The following is a 21,892-nucleotide window of genomic DNA, read 5'->3' as shown; positions in this document are numbered from 1 at the left end:
CACCGGGCATTCCCCGCCGCGCTCCGCTAGGCTTGAGCGTCACATTCAGGCACCTCATCACGGACTCGGTGCCGCAGATATCGAACCGGAGCATCATGACCGACACCCCGCGCATTCCCGACAAGCCCGCTCTCGAAGGCCTCGAATCGGTCTGGGGAGGCGCGTGGGAGCGCGAGGGCACGTACCGGTTCGACCGCGACTCGGCCACGCGCGAGTGCATCTACTCGATCGACACTCCCCCGCCGACGGCCTCTGGCTCGCTGCACATCGGCCACGTGTTCTCGTACACGCACACCGACGTCGTGGCGCGCTTCCAGCGCATGCGGGGCATGAGCGTGTTCTACCCGATGGGCTGGGACGACAACGGCCTGCCGACCGAGCGTCGCGTGCAGAACTACTACGGCGTGCGCTGCGACCCCACACTGCCGTACGTCGAGGGCTTCGTCCCGCCGTTCGAGGGCGGCGACGGCAAGTCCACGAAGGCCGCCGACCAGGTACCGATCTCGCGCCGCAACTTCATCGAGCTCTGCGAGCGGCTCACCGTCGAGGACGAGCAGCAGTTCGAGGCGCTCTGGCGCATGCTCGGGCTCTCGGTCGACTGGACCCAGTCGTACCGCACGATCGCCGACGAAGCCCTGTTCACCTCCCAGCTCGCCTTCATCCGCAACGTCGAACGGGGCGAGGCGTACCAGGCGCTCGCACCGACCCTGTGGGACATCACGTTCCGCACCGCGGTCGCCCAGGCCGAGCTCGAAGACCGCGAGCAGCCGGGCCACTACCACCGGGTGTCGTTCCACCGCCCCGACGGCGGCGTCGTCGAGATCGAGACGAGCCGGCCCGAGCTCATCCCCGCGTGCGTCGCGCTCGTGGCCCACCCCGACGACGAGCGCTACCAGCCGCTGTTCGGCACGACCGTGACCACGCCCGTGTTCGGCGTCGAGGTGCCGGTCGTCGCGCACCACCTCGCCCAGAAGGACAAGGGCACCGGCATCGCCATGATCTGCACCTTCGGCGACGTCACCGACGTCGTGTGGTGGCGCGAGCTCGACCTCCCCAACCGGGCCATCATCGGCTTCGACGGCCGCGTCATCGCCGAGGCGCCCGAGGCGATCACGTCCGAGGCCGGCCGCGCCGCCTACGCCGAGCTCGCCGGCAAGACCACGTTCAGCGCCAAGCAGGCGGTCGTGCAGCAGCTGCGCGACTCGGGCGACCTGCTCGCCGACCCGAAGTCGATCACGCACCCGGTGAAGTTCTTCGAGAAGGGCGACAAGCCGCTCGAGATCGTCTCGACGCGCCAGTGGTACATCAAGAACGGCGCTCGCGACGAGGCGCTTCGCGAGCGGCTCCTCTCGCACGGCCGCGAGATCGACTGGCACCCCGACTTCATGCGCGTCCGCTACGAGAACTGGGTCGGCGGTCTCTCGGGCGACTGGCTCGTGTCGCGCCAGCGCTTCTTCGGCGTGCCGATCCCCGTCTGGTACCCGCTCGACGCCCAGGGCGACCCCGTGTTCGACGAGCCGATCGTCGCCACCCGGGACCTGCTGCCGGTCGACCCCTCCTCGGCGCCCGCACCCGGTTACGACGAGGCGCAGCGCGGCGAGCCCGGTGGCTTCGTCGGTGAGCACGACGTCATGGACACCTGGGCGACCTCGTCGCTCACCCCGCAGCTCGCGGGCGGCTGGGAGCGCGACCCCGAGCTGTGGAACCTCGTGTTCCCCTACTCGCTGCGCCCGCAGGGCCAGGACATCATCCGCACGTGGCTCTTCTCGACGACGCTGCGCGCCGAGCTCGAGCACGGCGTCGCCCCGTGGTCGAACGCGGCCATCTCGGGCTTCATCGTCGACCCCGACCGCAAGAAGATGTCGAAGTCGAAGGGCAACGTCGTGACGCCCGCGGGGCTCCTCGAGCAGCACGGCTCCGACGCCGTGCGCTACTGGGCCGCGTCGAGCCGCCTCGGCACCGACGCCGCCTTCGATCCGCAGAACCCGACGCAGGTCAAGATCGGCCGTCGCCTGGCGATCAAGGTCCTCAACGCGGCGAAGTTCATCCTCGGCTTCGAGGGCGCCGCCGATGCCGCCGTGACCGTGCCGATCGACCGCAGCATGCTCGCAGAGCTCACCACGGTGGTCGACCGCGCCACCCGCGCGCTCGACGCCTACGACCACGCCCGTGCGCTCGAGGTCGCCGAGACCTTCTTCTGGACGTTCTGCGACGACTACCTCGAACTCGTCAAGGAGCGCGCCTACGGCGAGCCGAGCCCCGCGCAGGCGTCCGCCGTCGCGGCGCTGAAGACGGCGCTCGGCGTGCTGCTGCGGCTCTTCGCCCCGGTGATCCCGTTCGCCACCGAAGAGGCGTGGCGCTGGTCGCACGACGGTTCTGTGCACCGGGCCGCCTGGCCGACCGTCGACGAGCTCGCCGCACGCGGCGAGGCGAGCGGTGAGCTCCTCGAGCTCGCGAGCCTCGCCCTCACCGGGATCCGACGGGCCAAGACCGACGTCAAGGCGTCGCAGAAGACGCCCGTCGCGCACGCGACGATCGCCGCGCCGGCCGCGACGGTCGAGCTGCTCGAGCACGTGGCGTCCGACCTGCGCGCCGTCGGCCGCATCGCCGAACTCGCCTTCACCGAGGCGGAGGAGTTCGCAGTCCGCGACGTCGTCTTCGAGGCGGCGTCCGAGTAGGGGGAACCATGACCAACGAGATCCGGATGGCCGAGGACGACGACTTCTTCGGGTGGCTGCCGCTCTTCGAGGCGTACTGCACGTTCTACGAGACCGAGCTCGACGACCAGAAGGCGCTCATCGTCTGGAACTGGCTGCGCGACGAGCACAACCCGCTGCAGGCGGCGCTCGCCGTCGACGACGAGGGCACGCCCGTGGGCCTCGCGCACTTCCGCCAGGTCCCCGAGACCCTGAGCGCAACCCACGGCATGTTCCTCGACGACCTGTACGTCGTGGAGTCGCAGCGCGGAACCGGCACCGGGCGCGCACTCATCGAGTTCGTGCATGCGCGCGCGGCCGAGGTCGGCCATGGCGGCGTCGCGTGGATCACGGCCGACGACAACGAGACCGCCCAGCAGCTCTACGACCGTCTCGCCAAGCGCACCCACTGGGTGATGTACGAGATGGGCGCCTGATGCGCCTCGGCACGAGGTGGGCGTTCGGCAGCGAGCCTCCGGTCTCGGTGCCGGGCGACCTCCGGCCCCGCATCGCTGCGGCGGAGGCCGCGTTCGAGGGAGACCCCACAGGGCGGCACTGGACGCTCACCTGGCTCGAGGGCCGGCCGATCGCCGAACTCGACGACGGCACCGTCGTGCGCGAGGTCATCGCCGACGCGCTCGACGCCGACGAGGACTGGTGAGTCGCCCCGCGAATCGATCAGGCTTCTAGGCGACGCCTCGAAGCCCGTCGCGGCGCTCACGCCCGGGCGAGCACCTCGCCGTGCGGCATGAGCAGCCACCCCTCGTCGTCGGCCGCCCAGTCGCGCCAGGCCTGCGCGATGCGCCGGAGCTCGTCGGGATTCGAATGGCCCGATTCGATCGCGTGCGCGGCGAAGCTCGACTCCGTCGCCCGCTCGGCCCACGATCCGCCCCACCATTCGCGCTCGAGGTCGCTCGCGAACACCCAGACGGAGCCCGATGCGACGATATCGGAGAAGCCGGCCTCGCGCGCCCACCGCTTGAGATGGCGGCCCGCGTGGGCATCCCCGCCGTTCCAGTCGTGCACGTCGTGGTACAGCTCGAGCCAGCGCTGGAGACCCGCCGAGGCGGGGCTCCAGATGATGCCGCCGTAGTCGACGTCTCGGACCGCGAGCAGCCCCCCGGGCCTCAGCACCCGGCGGAACTCGCGCAGGGCGTCGACGGGTCGCGCGAGGTGCTGCAGCACCTGGTGGGCGTGCACCACGTCGAAGACGCCGTCGTCGAAGTCGAGCGCGTACGCGTCGCCGGTGCGGAACTCGACATTGCGGACCCCCTCACTCTCGGCGAGGCCGGCGGCCTGACCGACGACGTCGGCGGAGGCGTCGATGCCGACGACCCGACCGGGGCGGACGCGGCGGGCGAGGTCGATCGTGATGGTGCCGGGGCCGCTGCCGACGTCGAGCACGTCGGCACCGGCCTCGAGGCGCGGCACGAGGTACGCGGCCGAGTTGTCGACGGTGCGCCACGCGTGGATACGCAGGACGCTCGCGTGGTGGCCGTGGGTGTACGCGTCGCGCGAGGACGCCGCTTCGCTCTCCATGACCAGAGCCTACGCGCGCAGAGCCTCGACTGCTGCCGCGATCCGGCGTTCGCGCGTCTCGGGTCGCTTCGCCTCGGCGACGCCGCGTGCGAGCTCCTTGCGCCGCGAGTACGACAGCGCTTCGAAGGCAGCACGGAGTGCGGGATCCTCATCGATCGCCGCCGCGAGGTCGTCCGGGACGACGACCTCGCGATCGACGGTATCGAGGTCCACGGTGGCCTCGACCGCGTCGCCGATCTCCACGCCGAGTTCGGCGCGAACCGCCTTCGACAGGCCGATGACGTTGCGGCCGTCCATGACGGCCAGGCGGACCCGGGCGGTGCGTCCCGCGATGCCCACGACGACCGCGGCCCGCTTGCCGCCGCCGAGCTCGTCGACCTGGCTGTCGGTGAGTTCGATGGCGGTGGCGGGGCCGAAGGGGGCGAGCACGGTGCTGATGCGGACGGTCATGCTCCGATCCTGCCTGGACGACGCCCCGAGCGGTAGCCGCCCGGCCGACCCCGCGCGAAGCGCCTCCGAGCCGGCGATGCGGCCCGACCCTATGGTTGACGGATGACCGACCCGCGCCGAAACCCGCTTCTCGAACCGAGCCCGCTGCCGTACCGGCTGCCGTTGTTCGAGCTCATCACGACCGACGACTTCCGCGAGGCGATCGAAGTCGGCATGCGCGAGCAGCGCGACGAGCTCGAACGCATCGCCGCCGAGGCCGACCAGCCGACCTTCGAGAACACGATCCTCGCCCTCGAACGGTCCGGTGCGACGCTCCGACGGGTGCTGCCGGTCTTCGAGAACCGCAGCTCGGCCGACGCCGACGAGGCCGTCGATGCCATCGAGGCCGAGTTCGCCCCGAGGCTCGCCGCGCACCGCGACGCGATGCTCCTCGAGCCCCGCCTGTTCGCGCGCCTCGACGCGCTCGTCGCCCGACTCGACGCCGGCGGACTCGAGCTCGCCGAGGACGAGGCGTACCTGCTGCGCCGCCGGCATCGCGTGGCCGTGCTCGCAGGCGCCCGCCTCGACGCTGGCGGCCGCACCGCGCTCGAACGGCTCAACGAGCGCATCGCCGGGCTCACGACCGCGTTCCAGCAGACACTCCTCGCCGACTCCAACGACCGGGCCGTGCACCTCGTCGACGAACACGAGCTGGCCGGACTCGACGACGGCCGCCGCGCTGCCGCGCGGGCCGCTGCGGCGGAGCGCGGACTCGACGGCTGGCTGATCCCGCTCGTGCTTCCGACGCAGCAGCCCGTGCTCGCCGATCTCGACTCCCCCGTGGCGCGCGATCGGCTGTTCGCCGCCTCGCGCGGGCGCGGCACGTCGGGAGGCGAGCACGACACCCGGGCGATCCTCCTCGGGCTGGTCGCGCTCCGCGCCGAGCGGGCGAACCTCCTCGGCTTCGCCGACCACGCGAGCGCGGTCACCGCCGACGAGACCGCCGGAACGGCCGAGGCCGTCGCCGAATTGCTCGAGCGGCTCGCACCGGCTGCGATGGCGAATGCGCGCCGCGAGGCGGCCGCCCTCGCGGCGCGGGCCGTGCACGACGGGCTGCGCACGTTCGAGGCATCCGACTGGACCCATCTGGCCCAGCGCGAGCGGGCCGAGCGCCACGACGTCGACCTGTCGGCGATGCGCCCGTACCTCGAGGCCGACCGGGTGCTCCGGGACGGCGTGTTCCACGCGGCGACGCGCCTCTACGGGCTCCGGTTCGCCGAGCGGCCCGATCTCGTCGGCCACCACCCCGACGCGCGGGTCTTCGAGGTGCGCGAGGCCGACGGCTCCCCCGTCGGCCTCTACCTGCTCGACCTCTACGCACGCTCGTCGAAGCGCGGCGGTGCCTGGATGAGCTCGCTCGTCGACCAGTCGGAGCTGACGGGCGACCTGCCGGTCGTCGTCAACCACCTGAACGTGCAGAAGCCCGCCGACGGGGACCCGACGCTCCTCACCGCCGACGAGGCCGAGACGCTCTTCCACGAATTCGGCCATGCCCTGCACGGACTGCTCGCGCGGGTGCGGTTCCCGAGCTTCGCCGGCACGAACGTCTTCCGCGACTTCGTCGAGCTGCCGAGCCAGGTGAACGAGCTCTGGATGCTCCGGCCCGAGATCCTCGAGCACTACGCCGTGCATCACGAGACGGGCGAACCGCTCCCCGCCGAGTACGTCGAACGGCTGCTCGCCTCCCGCACGTTCGGGGAGGGGTTCTCGACGACCGAGTACCTCGCCGCGGCCGTCCTGGACCAGGCGTGGCATCGACTCGGCGCCGGAGCCGCGGCGGCCCTCGGTCCCGAGGACGTCGCCGGGTTCGAGCGTGCGGCGCTCGAGGCCGCGGGCCTCGCCGACGAACTGCTGCCCCCTCGGTACTCGAGCGGATACTTCGCCCACGTCTTCGCGGGCGGCTACGACGCCGGCTACTACTCGTACGTCTGGAGCGAGGTGCCCGGCGCCGACATCATGGCGTGGTTCGAGGAGCACGGCGGCGCGACGGCTGAGAACGGTGCGCGCTACCGCGCCGAGATCCTCGCTCCCGGCGGCTCGCGCGATCCGCGCGAGTCCGTGCGGGCGCTGCTCGGCCGCGAGCCGCGGATCGACGCGCTGCTCGCCCGCCGCGGCCTGTCCTGAGACGACGGATGCCTCGTGCAGCGACTGCTGCACGAGGCATCCGGTTCGTGTCGGTGTTTCGGCGCGTCAGATCGCGAAGCCGAGGGCGCGCATCATGTCGCGACCGTCGTCGGTGATGCGCTCGGGGCCCCACGGCGGCATCCACACCCAGTTGATGCGGAACGCCTCGACGACCCCGTCGAGCGCCTCGGCGGTCTGCTCCTCGATGACGTCGGTCAGCGGGCAGCCGGCGCTCGTGAGTGTCATGTGGATGACGAGGGCGTCGTTCTCGTCGTCCCAGCCGAGGTCGTAGATGAGGCCGAGGTCGACGATGTTGACCCCGAGCTCCGGGTCCATGACGTCTTTCAGGGCCTCGGAGACCTCGTCGTAGCGCTCGGGCGCGAGTGAGGTGACCATGGTGCGAGTCTACCCGCGCCCTATTCGGCCGCGGCCGCCGACGCGGACTCGGCGACCTGGTACCGGTCGTAGCCCTCGTCCTCGAGGCGGTCGGCGAGCTCGGGGCCGCCCTGCTCCGCGATGCGGCCGGCGACGAACACGTGCACGAAATCGGGCTTGATGTAGCGGAGGATGCGCGTGTAGTGCGTGATCAGCAGGATGCCGAGGCCGGTGTTCGCCTTGGCGCGGTTCACGCCCTCCGAGACGATCTTGAGCGCGTCGACGTCGAGGCCGGAGTCGGTCTCGTCGAGGACGGCGAACTTCGGCTTCAGCAGCTCGAGCTGGAGGATCTCGTTGCGCTTCTTCTCGCCGCCCGAGAAGCCCTCGTTCACGTTGCGCTCGGCGAAGGCCGAGTCCATCTTGAGGTTCGACATCGACTCGCGGACGTCCTTGACCCACGTGCGCACGCTCGGCGCTTCGCCGTCGATGGCCGTCTTCGCGGTGCGGAGGAAGTTCGTGACGGTGACCCCGGGGATCTCGACCGGGTACTGCATCGCGAGGAAGAGACCGGCGCGGGCGCGCTCGTCGACCGACATCTCGAGGACGTTCTCACCGTCGAGCAGGATCTCGCCCTCGACCACCGTGTACTTCGGGTGACCGGCGATCGTGTAGGCGAGGGTCGACTTGCCGGAGCCGTTCGGGCCCATGATGGCGTGGATCTCGCCCTCGTTGATGACGAGGTCGACGCCGCGGAGGATCTCGCGGGTGCCCTGGTCGGTCTCGACGTTGACGTGCAGGTTCTTGATCTCGAGCACAGACATGTTCTGGGAGTTTCTCTTTCGGTAGCCGGCCGCGGCCGGGGAAGCGTGGGTCAGACGGTCAGCGTGACCGCGGGGTCGATGTGGACGTCGCCGCCCTCGATGTCGACCCGGTAGACGGGGACCGGCTCGTACGCCGGGAGGGTGAGGGGCTTGCCGGACTTCAGCGAGAACTTCGAGCCGTGGGCCCAGCACTCGAGCGTGTCGTCCTCGACGAAGCCCTCGGCGAGCGAGATGTCGCCGTGGGTGCAGGTGTCGCCGATGGCAAAGACGTCGCCGGCCGAGTCCTTCACGACGGCGATCGGCACACCGTCGAGCACGAAGCGCGACGCCTGGTTCTCGACGAGCTCGTCGAGCGAGCAGACACGAACGGCGGCCATGTCAGCTCCCCTGCAGTTCGGCTTCGAGCGCGGCGGTGAGGCGCTCCTCGAGCTCGGGCGACCCGATCTTCTGGACGATCTCGGTGAGGAACCCGCGCACGACGAGGCGGCGCGCCTCGTCCTCGCGGATGCCGCGGGCCATGAGGTAGAAGAGTTGCTCGTCGTCGAAGCGGCCGGTCGCCGACGCGTGGCCTGCGCCCTCGATGTCGCCCGTCTCGATCTCGAGGTTCGGCACCGAGTCGGCACGGGTGCCGTCGGTGAGCACGAGGTTGCGGTTCTGCTCGTAGCTGTCGGTGCCGGTCGCCTTCTGTCCGATCAGCACGTCGCCGATCCAGACCGTGCGCGCGCCTTCGCCCTGGAGCGCGCCCTTGTAGGTCACGCGGCTCTTGGTGTGCGGCGCGTCGTGGTGCACGTAGACCTGCTGCTCGAGGTGCTGACCGGCATCGGCGAAGTAGAGTCCGAGCGCCTCGACGTCGGCCCCCTGCTCGGCCAGGTGGGTCGAGGGATTGACCCGCACGACCTTGCCGCCGAGCGAGACGACGATGTGCTTGAGGAACGCGTCGCGACCGACCTTCGCGAACTGGCTCGCGAGGTGCACCGAGTCGTCGCTCCACTCCTGGAGCGAGACGACGGTCAGCTGCGCGCCGTCGCCGACGAGGATCTCGAGGTTCTCGGTGAGGCGCGCGTCGCCCGTGCCGCGGAGGACGACGAGGCCACGGCTGTTCGGGGCGATCTCGATGACGGTGTGCGCGGCGCGCGGCGCGGAGCCGAGGCCCGAGCGGGTGACCGTCGCGACCTTCTCGTCTTCGCCCGACACGGTGATGAGGAGGGCCTCGTCGAAGCTCGACCACGCGTTCGCGCTTGCGCGCTCCTCGGGCGTGCCGGCCGTGCCGATCCGAGCGTCGTCGCGGGCGACCCAGGAGACGGCCACGCCGTCGACCTCGTCGGCGTCGATCTCGGGGCGCGAGCCGTCGAGCTCGCCCGACGTCAGGTCGGCGAAGGCGGCGACGGGCGAGAGCTTCCACTCGTGCTCGCGGCCGTTGACCGGGGCGAAGTCGTCGACGTTCACCGAGCGGAAGCGCTCGGAGCGGGTCTGGACGGGGACGAACGCCCCGTCGGAGTGCGCGACGAGGCCGTGCTGCTCGGCCGTGGGCATGGCTGTGCTCTGCATTGCGGTGGTCATCCCTTAGCCGACCGATCCTTCCATGCCCATCTCGATGAGCTTGTTGAGTTCCATCGCGTATTCCATCGGCAGCTCGCGCGCGATCGGCTCGATGAACCCGCGCACGATCATGGCCATCGCCTCGTCTTCGGGGATGCCGCGGGCCATGAGGTAGAAGAGCTGCTCCTCCGAGACCTTCGAGACCGTGGCCTCGTGGCCGAGCTGCACGTCGTCGACGCGGATGTCGATCGCCGGGTACGTGTCGGAGCGGGAGATCGTGTCGACCAGCAGCGCGTCGCAGCGCACGGTGTTCGCCGAGTGGTGGGCGTTCGCGTCGACGCGGACCTCGCCGCGGTAGCCGGCGCGGCCGCCGCCGCGTGCGATCGACTTCGAGACGATCGACGACTGCGTGTACGGCGCCATGTGGATCATCTTCGCGCCCGCGTCCTGGTGCTGGCCCGGGCCGGCGAAGGCGACGGAGAGGGTCTCGCCCTTGGCGTGCTCGCCCATGAGGAAGATCGACGGGTACTTCATCGTGACCTTCGAGCCGATGTTGCCGTCGACCCATTCCATGGTGGCGCCCTCGGCGGCCGTGGCGCGCTTCGTGACGAGGTTGTAGACGTTGTTCGACCAGTTCTGGATCGTCGTGTAGCGCACGCGGGCGTTCTTCTTCACGATGATCTCGACGACGGCCGAGTGCAGCGAGTCGCTCTTGTAGATCGGGGCGGTGCAGCCCTCGATGTAGTGCACGTACGAGTCTTCGTCGGCGATGATGAGCGTGCGCTCGAACTGGCCCATGTTCTCGGTGTTGATCCGGAAGTAGGCCTGCAGCGGGATCTCGACGTGGACGCCCTTCGGCACGTAGACGAACGATCCGCCCGACCAGACGGCCGTGTTGAGCGCGGCGAACTTGTTGTCGCCGGCGGGGATGACGGTGCCGAAGTACTCCTCGAAGAACTCGGGGTGCTCGCGCAGGGCCGTGTCGGTGTCCATGAAGATGACGCCCTGGCGCTCGAGCTCTTCGTTGATCTGGTGGTAGACCACCTCGGACTCGTACTGGGCCGCGACGCCGGCGACCAGGCGCTGGCGCTCGGCCTCGGGGATGCCGAGCCGTTCGTAGGTGTTCTTGATGTCCTCGGGCAGGTCCTCCCAGGTCTGGGCCTGCTTCTCGGTCGACCGCACGAAGTACTTGATGTTGTCGAAGTCGATCTCGCTGAGGTCGGCACCCCAGGTGGGCATCGGCTTGCGGTCGAACAGCTGCAGGGCGCGCTGACGCCGCTGGAGCATCCACTCGGGCTCGTCCTTCAGCCGCGAGATGTCGGCGACGACCTCGGGCGACAGGCCGCGGCGGGCGGAGGCTCCCGCGGCATCGGAGTCGGCCCAACCGAACTCGTAATTGCCGAGCCCTTCGAGCTCGGGGCGGTCGATCAGTACGTCCGTCATGCTCTCTCTCTTCTCCTCCCGTCCGACCGGCTATCAGTCCGGCTCACCCCTGCTTGCGAGTCGAGGCTCTCGCCGAGCGGCGGATGATGTGCGGGTGGCTTCAGTGCGAACCTAAGATGGCTGGTGCCTGCGTGCCGCGCTCTCGCGCGCGTCGCGACAGTTGCGCCAACCACTCAAGTCTATAGGGTCGCCGCCGTGTGAGTCCCGGGACTCCCAGCCCCGTCACAGCGCGATCCGGATCAGGAACGACCAGCGTGCCCCGTTCACTCCGCATCTTCGCCTGGGCCTCCTTCGTGTTGAACGTGCTCATCATCGCGACCGGCGGCGCGGTGCGCCTCACGGATTCGGGGCTCGGGTGCAGCGACTGGCCCGTCTGCGTGCCGGGCTCGCTGACGCCGACGCCCGAGCTCGGCATCCACGGCTTCATCGAGTTCGCGAACCGCACGATCAGCGGTCCCCTCCTGATCGCCGCGATCGGCGTGCTCATCCTCGTCTGGCGGCACCGGCGCACGCGGCGCGACCTCTTCGTGCTGGCGGTGCTCGTGCTCGCCCTGGTGATCGTGCAGGCGCTCGTCGGCGCGTTCGTCGTCTGGCAGGAGCTCGCGGCGGCGCTCGTCGGCTTCCATTACACCGTCTCCGTCGTCATCGTCTGCATCGCGGCCGCGTTCCTCACTCGGATGTACGAGCCCGCCGGCGCCCGGGAGCCGGCCGTTCCGAAGCCGTTCATGATCCTCACACACGTCACGAGCCTCGTCCTCGCGGTGACGGTCGTCGTCGGCGTCTTCACGACCGCCGCAGGCCCGCACTCGGGCGATGCGGACGTCATCCGCACGGGCGTCGATGCGAGCCTGCTCGCACATGTGCACGCCTGGCCCGGGTACGCCCTGGGCACCCTCCTCGTGGTCCTCACCGCATGGGCGGCGGCGCGGCGCCTGCGCCCGTTCCGCTGGCTCGTCGCGACGCTGCTCGTCGTCCTCGTGCAGGTCGGCGTGGGGTTGTACCAGGCGCGCAGCGGCCTGCCCCCGGTGGCGGTCGGCATCCACATGGTGCTCGCCTCGCTCGTGGCCGCGTCGTACACCGTCGTGATCCTCCGCCTCAAGCGCCCCGTCACGGGAGGCGCTCCGTCGACCGACACGGCCCCCGCGGAGGCATCCGCGCGCTGAACGCCGCTCGCGCACCTCAGGGGTTCGCGTGCGAATCTCAGGGACCCCGCCCGATGCCGGCCCCTGCGATCGCGCGGATCGTGACTTCCGTCCCTTGGACGGGAAGGACACGATCATGAACATTCGCATGCTCCTCGTCGCCCCGGCCGCCGTCGCGGTGGCCGTGCTGGCGGGATGCGGGATCGGCGAGACCGACGGCGCCGAGGGAACGAGCGCGGTGCACATCCGGACGGGATCGACGGGTGCGTGCAGCGCGCCCCCGTTCATCCGCGAGCAGGCGCCGCGCGGGCTGTGCGACGCCCCGGTCGACGACGACCTCTCGCCGCTCGGCGGGATCCGGGCCCACCGACTCGCCGACTGATCGACGCGCCGCCGCCGTGAGGTCGGCGGCGCGCCGTCACCCTTCGACGCGGTGCACGAGCCGAGCGAGCTCGACCCGGTTCGTCGTACCGGTCTTCGCGAGCAGGTGCGAGACGTGCGTGCTCACCGTCTTCTCGCTGATCATGAGGGAGCGCGCGATCTCGCCGTAGGTTCGACCGACGGCGATGAGCTCGAGGATCTCGCGCTCGCGCGCGGTGAGGCCGGGAACGGGCTGCCGGATCTCCGACCCGCCCCGCGACGGCTCCTCGACCGGGATACGGGCGCGGCGGGCGAGGTCGAGCAGCTCCCGCTCGACGGGCAGCGCCCCCAGGCTCCGGGCGAGCCGGAGCCCGCTCCGGAGCTGGTCGGCCGCGGCACGCCGATCGCGCGACCGACCGAGCAGGGCCTCCGCGGCCCGCCAGCGGGTGTAGGCCTCCTCCCACGGCAGTCGTGCCTCGACGCATGCCTCCACCGCGGCCGACCATGTCGCCGCTTCGTCCCCTCCGCCGCGGGCCCGTCCCTGCTCGGCCGCGTACATCGCGTCGAAGGCGGACATCTGCCGCTCGATGAGCGGCGTGGCGATGCCGATGTCCCGGAGGGCGGCCGGAAACCGCTCCACGAGCGAGTCGAGCTCGGCGAGCACCGGACCGGGGTCCTCGCCCGCATCACGCGCGGCCCGGGAGAGATCGGCGAGCGCACGCGCCGCGAGCGGGAGGAGCCATTCGCACATGGTCGGCCGGACGCCGGGACCGGTCGCGCCGGCCATCGCCGCGTCGAACGCCCCGCGCGGATCCCGTCCTCCGAGGCGGACCTCGGCGCGGACGGCGTCGAACTCGAACGCGAGGAACGCCGACCCGTCGGCGAACAGCTCGTCGGCGCGGAGCAGGTGGTCCCCGGCCTCGCGCTGGCGGCCCTGCAGGGTCGCGAGCCGGGCCGCCGTGAGGCGGGCCGCGACGTCGCCGAGCGGACCGGCGTTCGATCCGAGCGCAATGCGGAGCCGCTCCTCGCACTCGACGCCGCGACCGATGGCGAGCAGGGCGCTCGCCTCGTTCGAGGAGAGCCACGCGACGTAGGCCGGCGGGCCGCCGCGCGCGACGAGCTCGAGCCGCCGCTCGGCCATGCGGTCGGCGAACCACGCCGATGCCCACGTCTCGATGGCGTTGGCCTCCCAGAGCACGGCGTGGACGAACGCCATCCAGTCCTGCGCAGCGAGCGCGGCCTCGACCGCCTCGGTGCCGTACGTGCTCGCGAGCGCCACGTCCTCCGCGAACGTCGCGGCCATCGAGCCGGCGGCGAGGGCGTGCGAAAGCGCGCGCGGGTCGTCCGCGCCGCGGGCCACCGCGATGGCTTCGCGCGCGTGCGCGGCGGCATCGGGCAGTTCGGCCCAGAGCTCGGCGTGGGCGAGTTCGGCGAGTGCGAGTGCGTACTCGCCGCTCGAGGGATCGATCGCCGCGAGACGGACCGCCTCGCGCATTTCGTCGACCTCGATGAAGCCCCGACCCGACATGAACCGGAGGTGCATCCTCCGGACCAGCAGCTCGGCGGTGACGAGGGCTCCGGCCCCGTGAGCGGCCCGGTCGAGCAGCGCCTCGACGGCTTCCAGCTCGTCGAGCGTGGCGCCCGCGGCGGCTGCGAGCTCGCGTTGACGCCGGAGCAGTCCGTCGAGCAGCACCCCATCGTCCGGGCCGTCACGGAGGAGTGCGCAGGCTCTCCGCAGCAGTCGGATCTGCTCGGTCCACGCCCCCGTGCCGTCGAGCGCCTCCACCGCCCGGACGGTCCAGGCGAGCGCGGCCGACCGCTCCCCGGACGCGGTCCGGTGGTCGGCGACGGCGACGATCGTCGCCGCGCGCTCGTCGCCGGGCACCGTCGCTTCGATCGCATCCGCGAAGCGCCGGTGCAGGTCGCGACGCTCGTCCTCCGGCAGCTGCGCCTCGAGCACCTCGGCGTTCAGCGGGTGGTGGAACCAGAACGCCCCGCCGTCGACGTTCTCGATCGTCCCGGCCGCGACGGCCTCGAGCAGCCGCGTGCGAACGAGCGCCACGTCCTCCCCCACGATCGCTGCGAGCTCGTTCGCGTGCATCGCACGACCGGCCACCGCGAGGACCGTCGCGAGCCGTCGCGTCGGGTCTGACAGGCGGAACCACGACTGCAGGACCGCCGAGCTGAGGTCCGGTGGGAACGCGGCCGGCGCGACCCGCGCATCGGGCGAGAGGCCGGCGACCATCAGCCGAGTGAAGTAGGGGTTGCCGCGGGTCCGGCCGTGCACGTCGTCGATCAGCGACTGGTGCGGGACGGCGCCGAGCAGCTCCCGGAGGTGATCGGCGGTGCCCGCCCGGTCCAGCGGCTCGAGCACGAGTTCCGACACCCGCGGCAGCCGGCGCACGTCGGCGAGCCAGCGTCGCAGCGGATGACCGAGGCCGACCTCGCCCGCCCGGAGCGTGACGATCACGCAGAGCCGTCGCTGCACCGGTCCGGCGACGACGTACATGAGCGCGTCCAACGTCGAGCCGTCCGCCCACTGCACGTCGTCGACGACGAGCACGACCGGGCGCTCCCGGCATCGCCGGTCGAGCCAGTCGTCGAGGCGCACGGTGACGTCCCGGGCGTCGTCGAGTGCGGAGAACCCGGGATCCTCGCCGAATCGCTCCCGGCGCAGCGCCGCACGGATCGGCATCAACGGGATGGTCATCGTGGTGAGCGGCAGGCACGCGCCCGCGAGCGTCAGCGCCGCCGACGGCGCCGCGCAGGCACGAGCGACGAGCGCGGTCTTTCCCACGCCGGCGTCTCCTGAGACGACGATCGACTGCGATTCCCCGTCCGCCGCGCGGTCGAGGAGTCGCCGGATGGTTCCGAGTTCGCGTTCCCGGCCCACGAGCACCGGTGCGGACGGCTCGGGCAGCACGGCCACCATCCAAGTCTGGCACCGGATCGCGCGCTGATCTCAGGTTTCCTCGCGCGGATCTCAGGGCTCGGTCCCGATGCGACCGTCGCGGCCGACGTCGAGGCTGGGCGCCGTCGAATCATCGGAAGGGAACGATCATGAACACCGCACGCCGCTTCGCCACCGGGGTCGTCGCCGCCGCCGCAGCGGCACTCCTCTCGGTCTCCGCCGCCGGCATCGCCTCTGCCCGGCCGGACATCGGCCCGATCGCGCCGCCCGGAGTATCCGCCGGGTGCACGCTGGAACGCATCGGAGCCCAGCTCGTCCGCTGCGACGACCTCACCGGCGCCGGCGTTCGGGCCTCCGCCTGGATTCCCGAACAGCCCTGACTCAGAAGGGCAGCAGCGGGTCGACGCCGACCGCGAGGAACAGCAGCGACAGGTAGGCGATCGAGCCGTGGAACACGCGCATCGGCGAGACCTGGACGTGGCGGATCGCGAGGTTGTAGAGGCGGTGGGTCTCGTAGATGAACCACACGCCCGTCACGACCGCCACCGTCGAGTAGACGAGTCCCATGTCGGCGACGGGGATCAGCAGCAGCGAGCAGGCCACCGTCGCCCACGCGTAGAGGATCACCTGGAGGCCGACCTGGGCGCGGCCGCGCACGACGGCGAGCATCGGCACACCGGCCGCCGCGTAGTCGTCCTTGTACTTCATGGACAGCGGCCAGTAGTGCGGCGGCGTCCACAGGAAGATGATCAGGAAGAGGATGAACGGCGCCCAGTCGAGGCTTCCGGTCACCGCCGCCCAGCCGATCAGCACGGGCATGCAGCCCGCGATGCCGCCCCACACGATGTTCTGCGCGGTGCGGCGCTTCAGGATGAGGCTGTAGAAGACGACGTACAGCAGGATCGCCGCGAGCGAGAGCAGCGCCGCGAGCCAGTTCGTGAAGACCCAGAGCCAGACGATGGATGCCGCGCCGAGTGCGTAGGCGAAGACGAGCGCCTCGCGGTCGGTGAGCTCGCCGGTGACGAGCGGGCGCCCCTGCGTGCGCTTCATGACGCGGTCGATGTCGCGGTCGATGTAGCAGTTGAACGCCCCCGCACTGCCGGCGCTCATCGCACCGCCGATGAGGGTCGCGAGCATGAGCCACAGGCTCGGGAGACCCTGCTGCGCGAGGATCATCGTGGGCGCGGTGACGACGAGGAGCAACTCGATCACGCGCGGTTTCGTCAGTGCGAGGTAGGCGGCGAGCTTGCGCCGAACGGTCATCGCCGGTCGGGCGTCACGGGTGTCTACGGCTGCCTGCATCGTTCCTCTTCCGAGGCGCGCGCGCAGGCCGATGCCGGGCGCCGCGCCGCCTCCCCACGATTCTAGGCCATCCGACCGCAGCGCCCCGGATCGGTGCCCGCGAACCTCACATGCACGGGCGTGCCGTGTGAGTCATACCCCGTCATCGCGCGTCACGAACTCCATATACTGAGGATTGCGCGCTTGGCGCTGCGATCCACGATTCCCCCGAGGCATCCCGTTCGGTTCGCACGCCCGGCGGTACCGCGCCGCAACGTCCTCGGCGGGTCGGGGACGAGTTCCCGTCGCCGTCACGAACGGAAGGAACTGCACCTCGTGGCAACTCTGCACTGGGAATCCATCGACGATCGCGCGGTGGACACCGCACGGGTGCTCGCGGCTGACGCCGTCGAGAAGGTCGGCAACGGCCACCCCGGAACGGCGATGAGCCTGGCCCCCGCCGCCTACCTCCTCTTCCAGAAGGTCATGCGCCGCGACCCGGCCGACCACGCCTGGCTCGGCCGCGACCGGTTCATCCTGTCGGCGGGGCATTCGTCGCTCACCCAGTACGTGCAGCTCTATTTCGCCGGCGACGGCCTCGAGCTCGACGACCTGAAGGCGCTGCGCACCTGGGGCTCCAAGACCCCCGGCCACCCCGAGTACGGCCACACCGCCGGCGTCGAGATCACGACGGGCCCGCTCGGTCAGGGCCTCGCCTCCGCGGTCGGGTTCGCCTACGCCGCCCGCTACGAGCGCGGCCTCTTCGACCCCGAGGCGCCCGCGGGCGAGAGCCCCTTCGACCACTTCGTGTACGTCATCGCCGGCGACGGCGACCTGCAGGAGGGCGTGACCAGCGAGGCGTCGAGCCTCGCGGGCCACCAGCAGCTCGGCAACCTCGTGGTCATCTACGACTCGAACCAGATCTCCATCGAGGACGACACGAACATCGCGTTCACCGAGGACGTGGCGAAGCGCTACGAGTCGTACGGCTGGCACGTCCAGACCGTCGACTGGAAGAAGACCGGCGAGTACGTCGAGGACGTCGCAGAGCTCCACCGCGCCGTCGAGGCCGCGAAGGCCGAGCAGGCGAAGCCGTCGATCATCATCCTGAAGACGATCATCGGCTGGCCCTCGCCCGGCAAGCAGAACTCCGGCAAGATCCACGGCTCGGCCCTGGGCGGCGCCGAGCTCGCCGCCACGAAGGAGGTGCTCGGCTTCGACCCCGAGGACAGCTTCGTCGTCGCCGAGGACGTGATCGCGCACACCCGAGCCGCGCGCGAGCGCGGTGCGGCCGCGCGCGCCGAGTGGCAGCAGGCCTTCGACGCCTGGGCCGACGCGAACCCCGAGCGCAAGGCGCTCCTCGATCGCCTCGAAGCCGGCGAGCTGCCCGAGGGCATCGCCGACGCGCTGCCCGTCTTCGAGGGCGGCACCGAGCTGTCGACCCGGGCGGCGTCGGGCAAGGTCATCAACGCCCTCGCCGCCGAGCTCCCCGAGCTCTGGGGCGGATCGGCCGACCTCGCCGAGTCGAACCTGACGACGATCAACGGCGGCGGCTCGTTCGTGCCGACCGAGCACTCGACCCACGAGTGGGCGGGCGACCCGTACGGCCGGGTGCTGCACTTCGGCATCCGCGAGCACGCGATGGGCGCGATCGTGAACGGCATCGTGCTGCACGGCCCGACGCGCGCGTTCGGCGGCACGTTCCTCATCTTCAGCGACTACATGCGCCCGGCCGTGCGCCTCGCCGCGCTCATGCACGTGCCGTCGATCTTCGTCTGGACCCACGACTCGGTCGCGCTCGGCGAGGACGGCCCCACGCACCAGCCGATCGAGCAACTCGCGACGCTCCGCGCGATCCCGGGCCTCGACGTCGTACGACCGGCCGACGCCAACGAGGTCGCCCACGCCTGGCTCGAGATCCTCAAGCGCCGCGGCGGGCCCGCCGGCATCGCCCTGACGCGCCAGAACATCCCCGTGTTCGAGCGTGGCGACGGCGAGGCATCCGGCGAGGTGCTCGCGAGCGCTGCGAACACCGCCAAGGGCGCGTACGTGCTCGCCGACGCCGCGTCGGGCGAGCCCGACGTGATCATCATCGCGACCGGCTCCGAGGTGCAGCTCGCGCTCGCGGCCCGCGAGACGCTCGCCGCCGAGGGCATCGGCGCGCGCGTCGTCTCGGCGCCCAGCCTCGAGTGGTTCGACGAGCAGGATGCCGCCTACCGCGAGTCCGTGCTCCCGAGCGGGGTGACCGCCCGGGTCTCGGTCGAGGCCGGCCTCGCCCTCACGTGGCACCGGTACATCGGCGACCGCGGCCGGGCGGTGTCGATCGAGCACTTCGGTGCGTCCGCCGACTACAAGACCCTGTTCCGCGAGTTCGGCATCACGGCCGAGGCCGTCGTCGCCGCCGCGAAGGAATCGCTCGCGTCGGCCTGACGCGAGCCAGAAGAGGAGACACTCCCATGACCAGCTCCCCCACCGCCGCCCTGTCCGAGGCCGGCGTCAGCATCTGGCTCGACGACCTCTCGCGCGAGCGTCTCGTGACGGGCGACCTCGCCCGCCTCATCGCCGACCGCAACGTCGTCGGCGTGACCACGAACCCGACGATCTTCGCGAACGCGCTCACCGCCGGCAACGGCTACACCGAGCACCTGCACGAGCTCGCCGTGGCCGGCGCCGACGTGAACACCGCCGTCTTCGACATCACGACCGACGACGTCCGCTCCGCGGCCGACGTTCTGCGCCGCGTCTACGACCGCACGGGCGGGGTCGACGGCCGCGTGTCGATCGAGGTCGAGCCGGGCCTGGCCCACGACACGGCGGGCACCGTCGCGCAGGCGAAGGCCCTGTGGGCGAAGGTCGACCGGCCGAACGCGATGATCAAGATCCCGGCGACGGTCGAAGGCCTCGACGCGATCCGCGAGACCATCGGCGCCGGCATCAGCGTCAACGTCACGCTCATCTTCAGCCTCGACCGTCACCGCCAGGTCATCGAGGCGTACCTCGCCGGGCTCGAGCAGGCGAAGGCCGCCGGCCACGACCTGTCGCAGATCCACTCGGTCGCGTCGTTCTTCGTCTCCCGCGTCGACACCGAGATCGACAAGCGCCTCGCCGCCATCGGCACGCCCGAGGCGCTCGCCCTCAAGAGCAAGGCCGGCGTCGCGAACGCGCGACTCGCCTACGAGCTGTTCGAGCAGCAGTTCGCCACCGAGCGGGCGCAGGCGCTCCTCGCGGCAGGGGCGAACCTCCAGCGCCCGCTCTGGGCGTCGACCGGCGTGAAGGACCCGGCGCTGCCCGACACCCTCTACGTGACCGAGCTCGTCGCCCGCGGAGTCGTCAACACCATGCCCGAGAAGACGCTCGAGGCGACCTTCGACCACGCGGTCATCGAGGGCGACACCGTGACCGGCAACTACGCGTCGGCCGGCGACGTGCTCGACGCGCTCGCGTCGGTCGGCGTCGACTACGACGACGTGACGGCGCTCCTCGAGCGCGAGGGCGTCGAGAAGTTCAACGTCTCGTGGGGCGAGCTGCTCGACTCCGTCCGCGCCGCGCTGGAGGCCGCCCGATGAGCTTCCGCATCTCCGTCTCGGGCCCCGCCGCCGACGCCGTCCGCCGCACGGTCCCGACGCTCGTCGCCGACCTCGTCGCGAGCGGCATCACCGCGCAGGACCCGGCCCTGTGGGGGCCGACGGCCGAGGACGAGGCCGGCAAGCGCCTCGGCTGGACCGAGGCCGTCGCGATCTCGCGCCCGCTCGTTCCCCAGATCGAAGCGCTTCGCGAAGAGCTCGAGGCGGCCGGCGTGCGGCACATCGTGCTCGCCGGCATGGGCGGCTCCTCGCTCGCGCCCGAGGTCATCACGCGCACCGCGCGGGTCGACCTCACGGTGCTCGACTCCACCGAGCCGGGGCAGGTCCGTGCCGCGCTCGGCGACCGGCTCGAGGCATCCGCCCTCGTCGTCTCGTCGAAGTCGGGCTCGACGGTCGAGACCGACAGCCAGCGCCGCGCCTACGAGCAGGCATTCCGCGACGCGGGCATCGACCCGGCCGGCCGCATCATCGTGGTCACCGACCCGGGCTCGCCGCTCGACGAGTCGGCCCGCGCGGCCGGCTACCGCGTCTTCAACGCCGACCCGAACGTCGGCGGACGCTACTCGGCGCTCACGGCCTTCGGGCTCGTGCCGTCGGGCCTCGCGGGCGTCGACATCGCCGAGATCCTCGACGAGGCCGAGACCATCGAACTCTCGCTCGCGATCGACTCCGCGGAGAACCCCGGCCTGGTGCTGGGCGCGGCGATCGCCGCGACCGCACCGCTGCGCGACAAGCTCGGCATCGTCGCCGACGGCACCCACATCGTGGGCTTCGCCGACTGGGCCGAGCAGCTCATCGCCGAGTCCACGGGCAAGGAGGGCACCGGCATCCTGCCCGTCGTCCTCGACGCCGAGGCCCCCGAGCTCCGCGAGGCGCTGCCCGACCTGCAGGTCGTGCGCCTCGTCGACGACGCCGGCGACGAGATCTTCTCCGACGACGCCTCGGGCGACATCCGGGTCTCGGGTACGCTCGGCGCGCAGCTGCTCGTGTGGGAGTACGCGACCGCCGTCGCCGGGCGCCTGCTCGGCATCAACCCGTTCGACCAGCCCGACGTCGAGTCTGCGAAGGTCGCCGCGCGCGGCCTGCTCGACGCCCGCCCCGCGCCCGAGCCCGCGGCGTTCGTCACCGACGGCATCGAGGTGCGCGGTACGCCCGAGGTGATCGGCGCGGCCAGCGACCTCGTCTCGGCCATCGATGTGCTGCTCGAGGAGCTGCCGGCGAACGGCTACGTGTCGATCCAGGCGTACGTCGACCGCGTCGCGCACCCCGAGGTCGCGAAGCTGCGCGACCTGATCGCCGCCCGGGCGGCCCGCCCCGTCACGTTCGGCTGGGGACCGCGGTTCCTCCACTCGACCGGCCAGTTCCACAAGGGCGGCCCCGCGGTCGGCGTGTTCCTGCAGCTCACGCAGACCCCGGTCGACGACCTCGCGATCCCCGAGCGTCCGTTCACGTTCGGGCAGCTCATCGCCGCCCAGGCCTCGGGCGACGCGAGCGTGCTCGCCGAGCACGGTCGACCCGTGCTCACGTTGACGCTCACCGATCCGGCCGCGAACCTCGGCCCGCTCATCGACGCCATCGGGTGACCGAA

General features: G+C 71.3%; 19 protein-coding genes. 10 read left to right on the top strand and 9 right to left on the bottom strand.

The window, feature by feature from the left end; translation table 11 throughout:
- The first annotated feature begins 95 nt into the window (after window positions 1-95).
- From valS to AC3RJ7_RS07490, 3 genes are read left to right on the top strand one after another with little or no spacing between them, the layout of a single operon-like run.
- Window positions 96-2,678 (top strand): valine--tRNA ligase, encoded by a 2,583-nt coding sequence (valS, locus tag AC3RJ7_RS07500; protein ID WP_491455159.1) that lies wholly within the window; start codon window positions 96-98, stop codon window positions 2,676-2,678.
- A gap of 8 nt (window positions 2,679-2,686) precedes the next feature.
- On the top strand, window positions 2,687-3,133 hold the full coding sequence (locus AC3RJ7_RS07495; protein WP_491455158.1) for a GNAT family N-acetyltransferase: 447 nt from the start codon (window positions 2,687-2,689) through the stop codon (window positions 3,131-3,133).
- On the top strand, window positions 3,133-3,357 hold the full coding sequence (locus AC3RJ7_RS07490) for a hypothetical protein (RefSeq protein WP_491455157.1): 225 nt from the start codon (window positions 3,133-3,135) through the stop codon (window positions 3,355-3,357). The genes AC3RJ7_RS07495 and AC3RJ7_RS07490 overlap by 1 nt, the downstream gene beginning before the upstream one ends.
- A 56-nt stretch (window positions 3,358-3,413) precedes the next feature.
- On the opposite strand, the gene AC3RJ7_RS07485 is transcribed toward AC3RJ7_RS07490, so the two are convergent.
- Together AC3RJ7_RS07485 and AC3RJ7_RS07480 are read right to left on the bottom strand one after the other, a co-directional pair.
- Window positions 3,414-4,235, bottom strand: a complete 822-nt coding sequence (locus AC3RJ7_RS07485; RefSeq protein WP_491455156.1) for a methyltransferase domain-containing protein — start codon at window positions 4,233-4,235, stop codon at window positions 3,414-3,416.
- A gap of 9 nt (window positions 4,236-4,244) precedes the next feature.
- Complete coding sequence (locus AC3RJ7_RS07480; protein ID WP_491455155.1) at window positions 4,245-4,685, bottom strand: YdeI/OmpD-associated family protein; 441 nt, start codon at window positions 4,683-4,685, stop codon at window positions 4,245-4,247.
- Window positions 4,686-4,787: 102 nt separating this feature from the next.
- Between AC3RJ7_RS07480 and AC3RJ7_RS07475 the strand changes: the two genes are divergently transcribed.
- Complete coding sequence (locus tag AC3RJ7_RS07475; RefSeq protein WP_491455154.1) at window positions 4,788-6,848, top strand: M3 family metallopeptidase; 2,061 nt, start codon at window positions 4,788-4,790, stop codon at window positions 6,846-6,848.
- Between the two features lie 66 nt (window positions 6,849-6,914).
- On the opposite strand, the gene AC3RJ7_RS07470 is transcribed toward AC3RJ7_RS07475, so the two are convergent.
- The 5 genes from AC3RJ7_RS07470 to sufB are packed head-to-tail and all read right to left on the bottom strand — an operon-like array spanning window position 6,915 to window position 11,026.
- Entirely contained in the window at window positions 6,915-7,244 is a 330-nt protein-coding gene (locus AC3RJ7_RS07470; RefSeq protein WP_231430951.1) for a metal-sulfur cluster assembly factor, read from the bottom strand.
- 20 nt (window positions 7,245-7,264) lie between these two features.
- Complete coding sequence (gene sufC / locus AC3RJ7_RS07465) at window positions 7,265-8,044, bottom strand: Fe-S cluster assembly ATPase SufC (protein ID WP_491455153.1); 780 nt, start codon at window positions 8,042-8,044, stop codon at window positions 7,265-7,267.
- A gap of 50 nt (window positions 8,045-8,094) precedes the next feature.
- The gene (locus tag AC3RJ7_RS07460; RefSeq protein ID WP_491455152.1) at window positions 8,095-8,421 is read right to left on the bottom strand and encodes a non-heme iron oxygenase ferredoxin subunit; all 327 of its coding nucleotides are present in this window, start codon (window positions 8,419-8,421) and stop codon (window positions 8,095-8,097) included.
- Between the two features lies 1 nt (window position 8,422).
- Window positions 8,423-9,604 carry a Fe-S cluster assembly protein SufD gene (sufD, locus tag AC3RJ7_RS07455; protein WP_491455151.1) on the bottom strand — a complete coding sequence of 394 codons (1,182 nt, stop codon included), beginning with the start codon at window positions 9,602-9,604 and terminating at the stop codon, window positions 8,423-8,425.
- 3 nt (window positions 9,605-9,607) lie between these two features.
- Complete coding sequence (gene sufB, locus AC3RJ7_RS07450) at window positions 9,608-11,026, bottom strand: Fe-S cluster assembly protein SufB (protein ID WP_491455150.1); 1,419 nt, start codon at window positions 11,024-11,026, stop codon at window positions 9,608-9,610.
- Window positions 11,027-11,280: 254 nt separating this feature from the next.
- Between sufB and AC3RJ7_RS07445 the strand changes: the two genes are divergently transcribed.
- Window positions 11,281-12,189, top strand: coding sequence for a COX15/CtaA family protein (locus AC3RJ7_RS07445; protein WP_491455149.1), 909 nt, complete (start codon window positions 11,281-11,283; stop codon window positions 12,187-12,189).
- A gap of 115 nt (window positions 12,190-12,304) precedes the next feature.
- Complete coding sequence (locus AC3RJ7_RS07440; protein ID WP_491455148.1) at window positions 12,305-12,550, top strand: hypothetical protein; 246 nt, start codon at window positions 12,305-12,307, stop codon at window positions 12,548-12,550.
- A 36-nt stretch (window positions 12,551-12,586) separates the two neighbouring features.
- On the opposite strand, the gene AC3RJ7_RS07435 is transcribed toward AC3RJ7_RS07440, so the two are convergent.
- Window positions 12,587-15,457: a helix-turn-helix transcriptional regulator gene (locus AC3RJ7_RS07435; protein WP_491455147.1), complete on the bottom strand. Its 2,871-nt coding sequence runs from the start codon at window positions 15,455-15,457 to the stop codon at window positions 12,587-12,589.
- A gap of 131 nt (window positions 15,458-15,588) precedes the next feature.
- Between AC3RJ7_RS07435 and AC3RJ7_RS07430 the strand changes: the two genes are divergently transcribed.
- A complete protein-coding gene (locus AC3RJ7_RS07430; protein WP_491455146.1) occupies window positions 15,589-15,819 on the top strand; it encodes a hypothetical protein in 231 nt (76 codons plus the stop codon).
- Window position 15,820: 1 nt separating this feature from the next.
- Here the strand turns inward: AC3RJ7_RS07430 and AC3RJ7_RS07425 are convergent, their stop codons facing one another.
- Window positions 15,821-16,741, bottom strand: a complete 921-nt coding sequence (locus AC3RJ7_RS07425) for a heme o synthase (RefSeq protein WP_491455145.1) — start codon at window positions 16,739-16,741, stop codon at window positions 15,821-15,823.
- A 315-nt stretch (window positions 16,742-17,056) separates the two neighbouring features.
- Here AC3RJ7_RS07425 and tkt point away from each other — a divergent pair, with 315 nt between their 5' ends.
- Genes tkt through AC3RJ7_RS07410 form a run of 3 tightly spaced genes read left to right on the top strand, consistent with a single transcriptional unit; the run spans window position 17,057 to window position 21,887 of the window.
- Complete coding sequence (tkt, locus tag AC3RJ7_RS07420) at window positions 17,057-19,150, top strand: transketolase (protein ID WP_491455144.1); 2,094 nt, start codon at window positions 17,057-17,059, stop codon at window positions 19,148-19,150.
- 26 nt (window positions 19,151-19,176) lie between these two features.
- Window positions 19,177-20,286, top strand: a complete 1,110-nt coding sequence (gene tal, locus AC3RJ7_RS07415; protein ID WP_491455143.1) for a transaldolase — start codon at window positions 19,177-19,179, stop codon at window positions 20,284-20,286.
- On the top strand, window positions 20,283-21,887 hold the full coding sequence (locus tag AC3RJ7_RS07410; protein WP_491455142.1) for a phosphoglucose isomerase-related protein: 1,605 nt from the start codon (window positions 20,283-20,285) through the stop codon (window positions 21,885-21,887). Before tal ends, AC3RJ7_RS07410 begins: the two co-directional genes overlap by 4 nt.
- Window positions 21,888-21,892 lie beyond the last annotated feature (5 nt).

This window comes from Agromyces solani, from assembly GCF_058349925.1.
The sequence above is the reverse complement of the archived record's forward strand: the minus strand, read 5'-3'. Positions and strand labels throughout refer to the sequence as shown.

Coding starts and splice junctions, on each gene's coding strand:
- AC3RJ7_RS07480 (WP_491455155.1), bottom strand. CDS start 4,685: ATGACCGTCCGCATCAGCACCGTGCTCGCCCCCTTCGGCCCCGCCACC.
- AC3RJ7_RS07490 (WP_491455157.1), top strand. CDS start 3,133: ATGCGCCTCGGCACGAGGTGGGCGTTCGGCAGCGAGCCTCCGGTCTCG.
- tal (WP_491455143.1), top strand. CDS start 19,177: ATGACCAGCTCCCCCACCGCCGCCCTGTCCGAGGCCGGCGTCAGCATC.
- sufD (WP_491455151.1), bottom strand. CDS start 9,604: ATGACCACCGCAATGCAGAGCACAGCCATGCCCACGGCCGAGCAGCAC.
- AC3RJ7_RS07485 (WP_491455156.1), bottom strand. CDS start 4,235: ATGGAGAGCGAAGCGGCGTCCTCGCGCGACGCGTACACCCACGGCCAC.
- sufB (WP_491455150.1), bottom strand. CDS start 11,026: ATGACGGACGTACTGATCGACCGCCCCGAGCTCGAAGGGCTCGGCAAT.
- AC3RJ7_RS07410 (WP_491455142.1), top strand. CDS start 20,283: ATGAGCTTCCGCATCTCCGTCTCGGGCCCCGCCGCCGACGCCGTCCGC.
- sufC (WP_491455153.1), bottom strand. CDS start 8,044: ATGTCTGTGCTCGAGATCAAGAACCTGCACGTCAACGTCGAGACCGAC.
- AC3RJ7_RS07460 (WP_491455152.1), bottom strand. CDS start 8,421: ATGGCCGCCGTTCGTGTCTGCTCGCTCGACGAGCTCGTCGAGAACCAG.
- AC3RJ7_RS07470 (WP_231430951.1), bottom strand. CDS start 7,244: ATGGTCACCTCACTCGCGCCCGAGCGCTACGACGAGGTCTCCGAGGCC.
- AC3RJ7_RS07425 (WP_491455145.1), bottom strand. CDS start 16,741: ATGCAGGCAGCCGTAGACACCCGTGACGCCCGACCGGCGATGACCGTT.
- AC3RJ7_RS07430 (WP_491455146.1), top strand. CDS start 15,589: ATGAACACCGCACGCCGCTTCGCCACCGGGGTCGTCGCCGCCGCCGCA.
- AC3RJ7_RS07440 (WP_491455148.1), top strand. CDS start 12,305: ATGAACATTCGCATGCTCCTCGTCGCCCCGGCCGCCGTCGCGGTGGCC.
- AC3RJ7_RS07475 (WP_491455154.1), top strand. CDS start 4,788: ATGACCGACCCGCGCCGAAACCCGCTTCTCGAACCGAGCCCGCTGCCG.
- AC3RJ7_RS07495 (WP_491455158.1), top strand. CDS start 2,687: ATGACCAACGAGATCCGGATGGCCGAGGACGACGACTTCTTCGGGTGG.
- valS (WP_491455159.1), top strand. CDS start 96: ATGACCGACACCCCGCGCATTCCCGACAAGCCCGCTCTCGAAGGCCTC.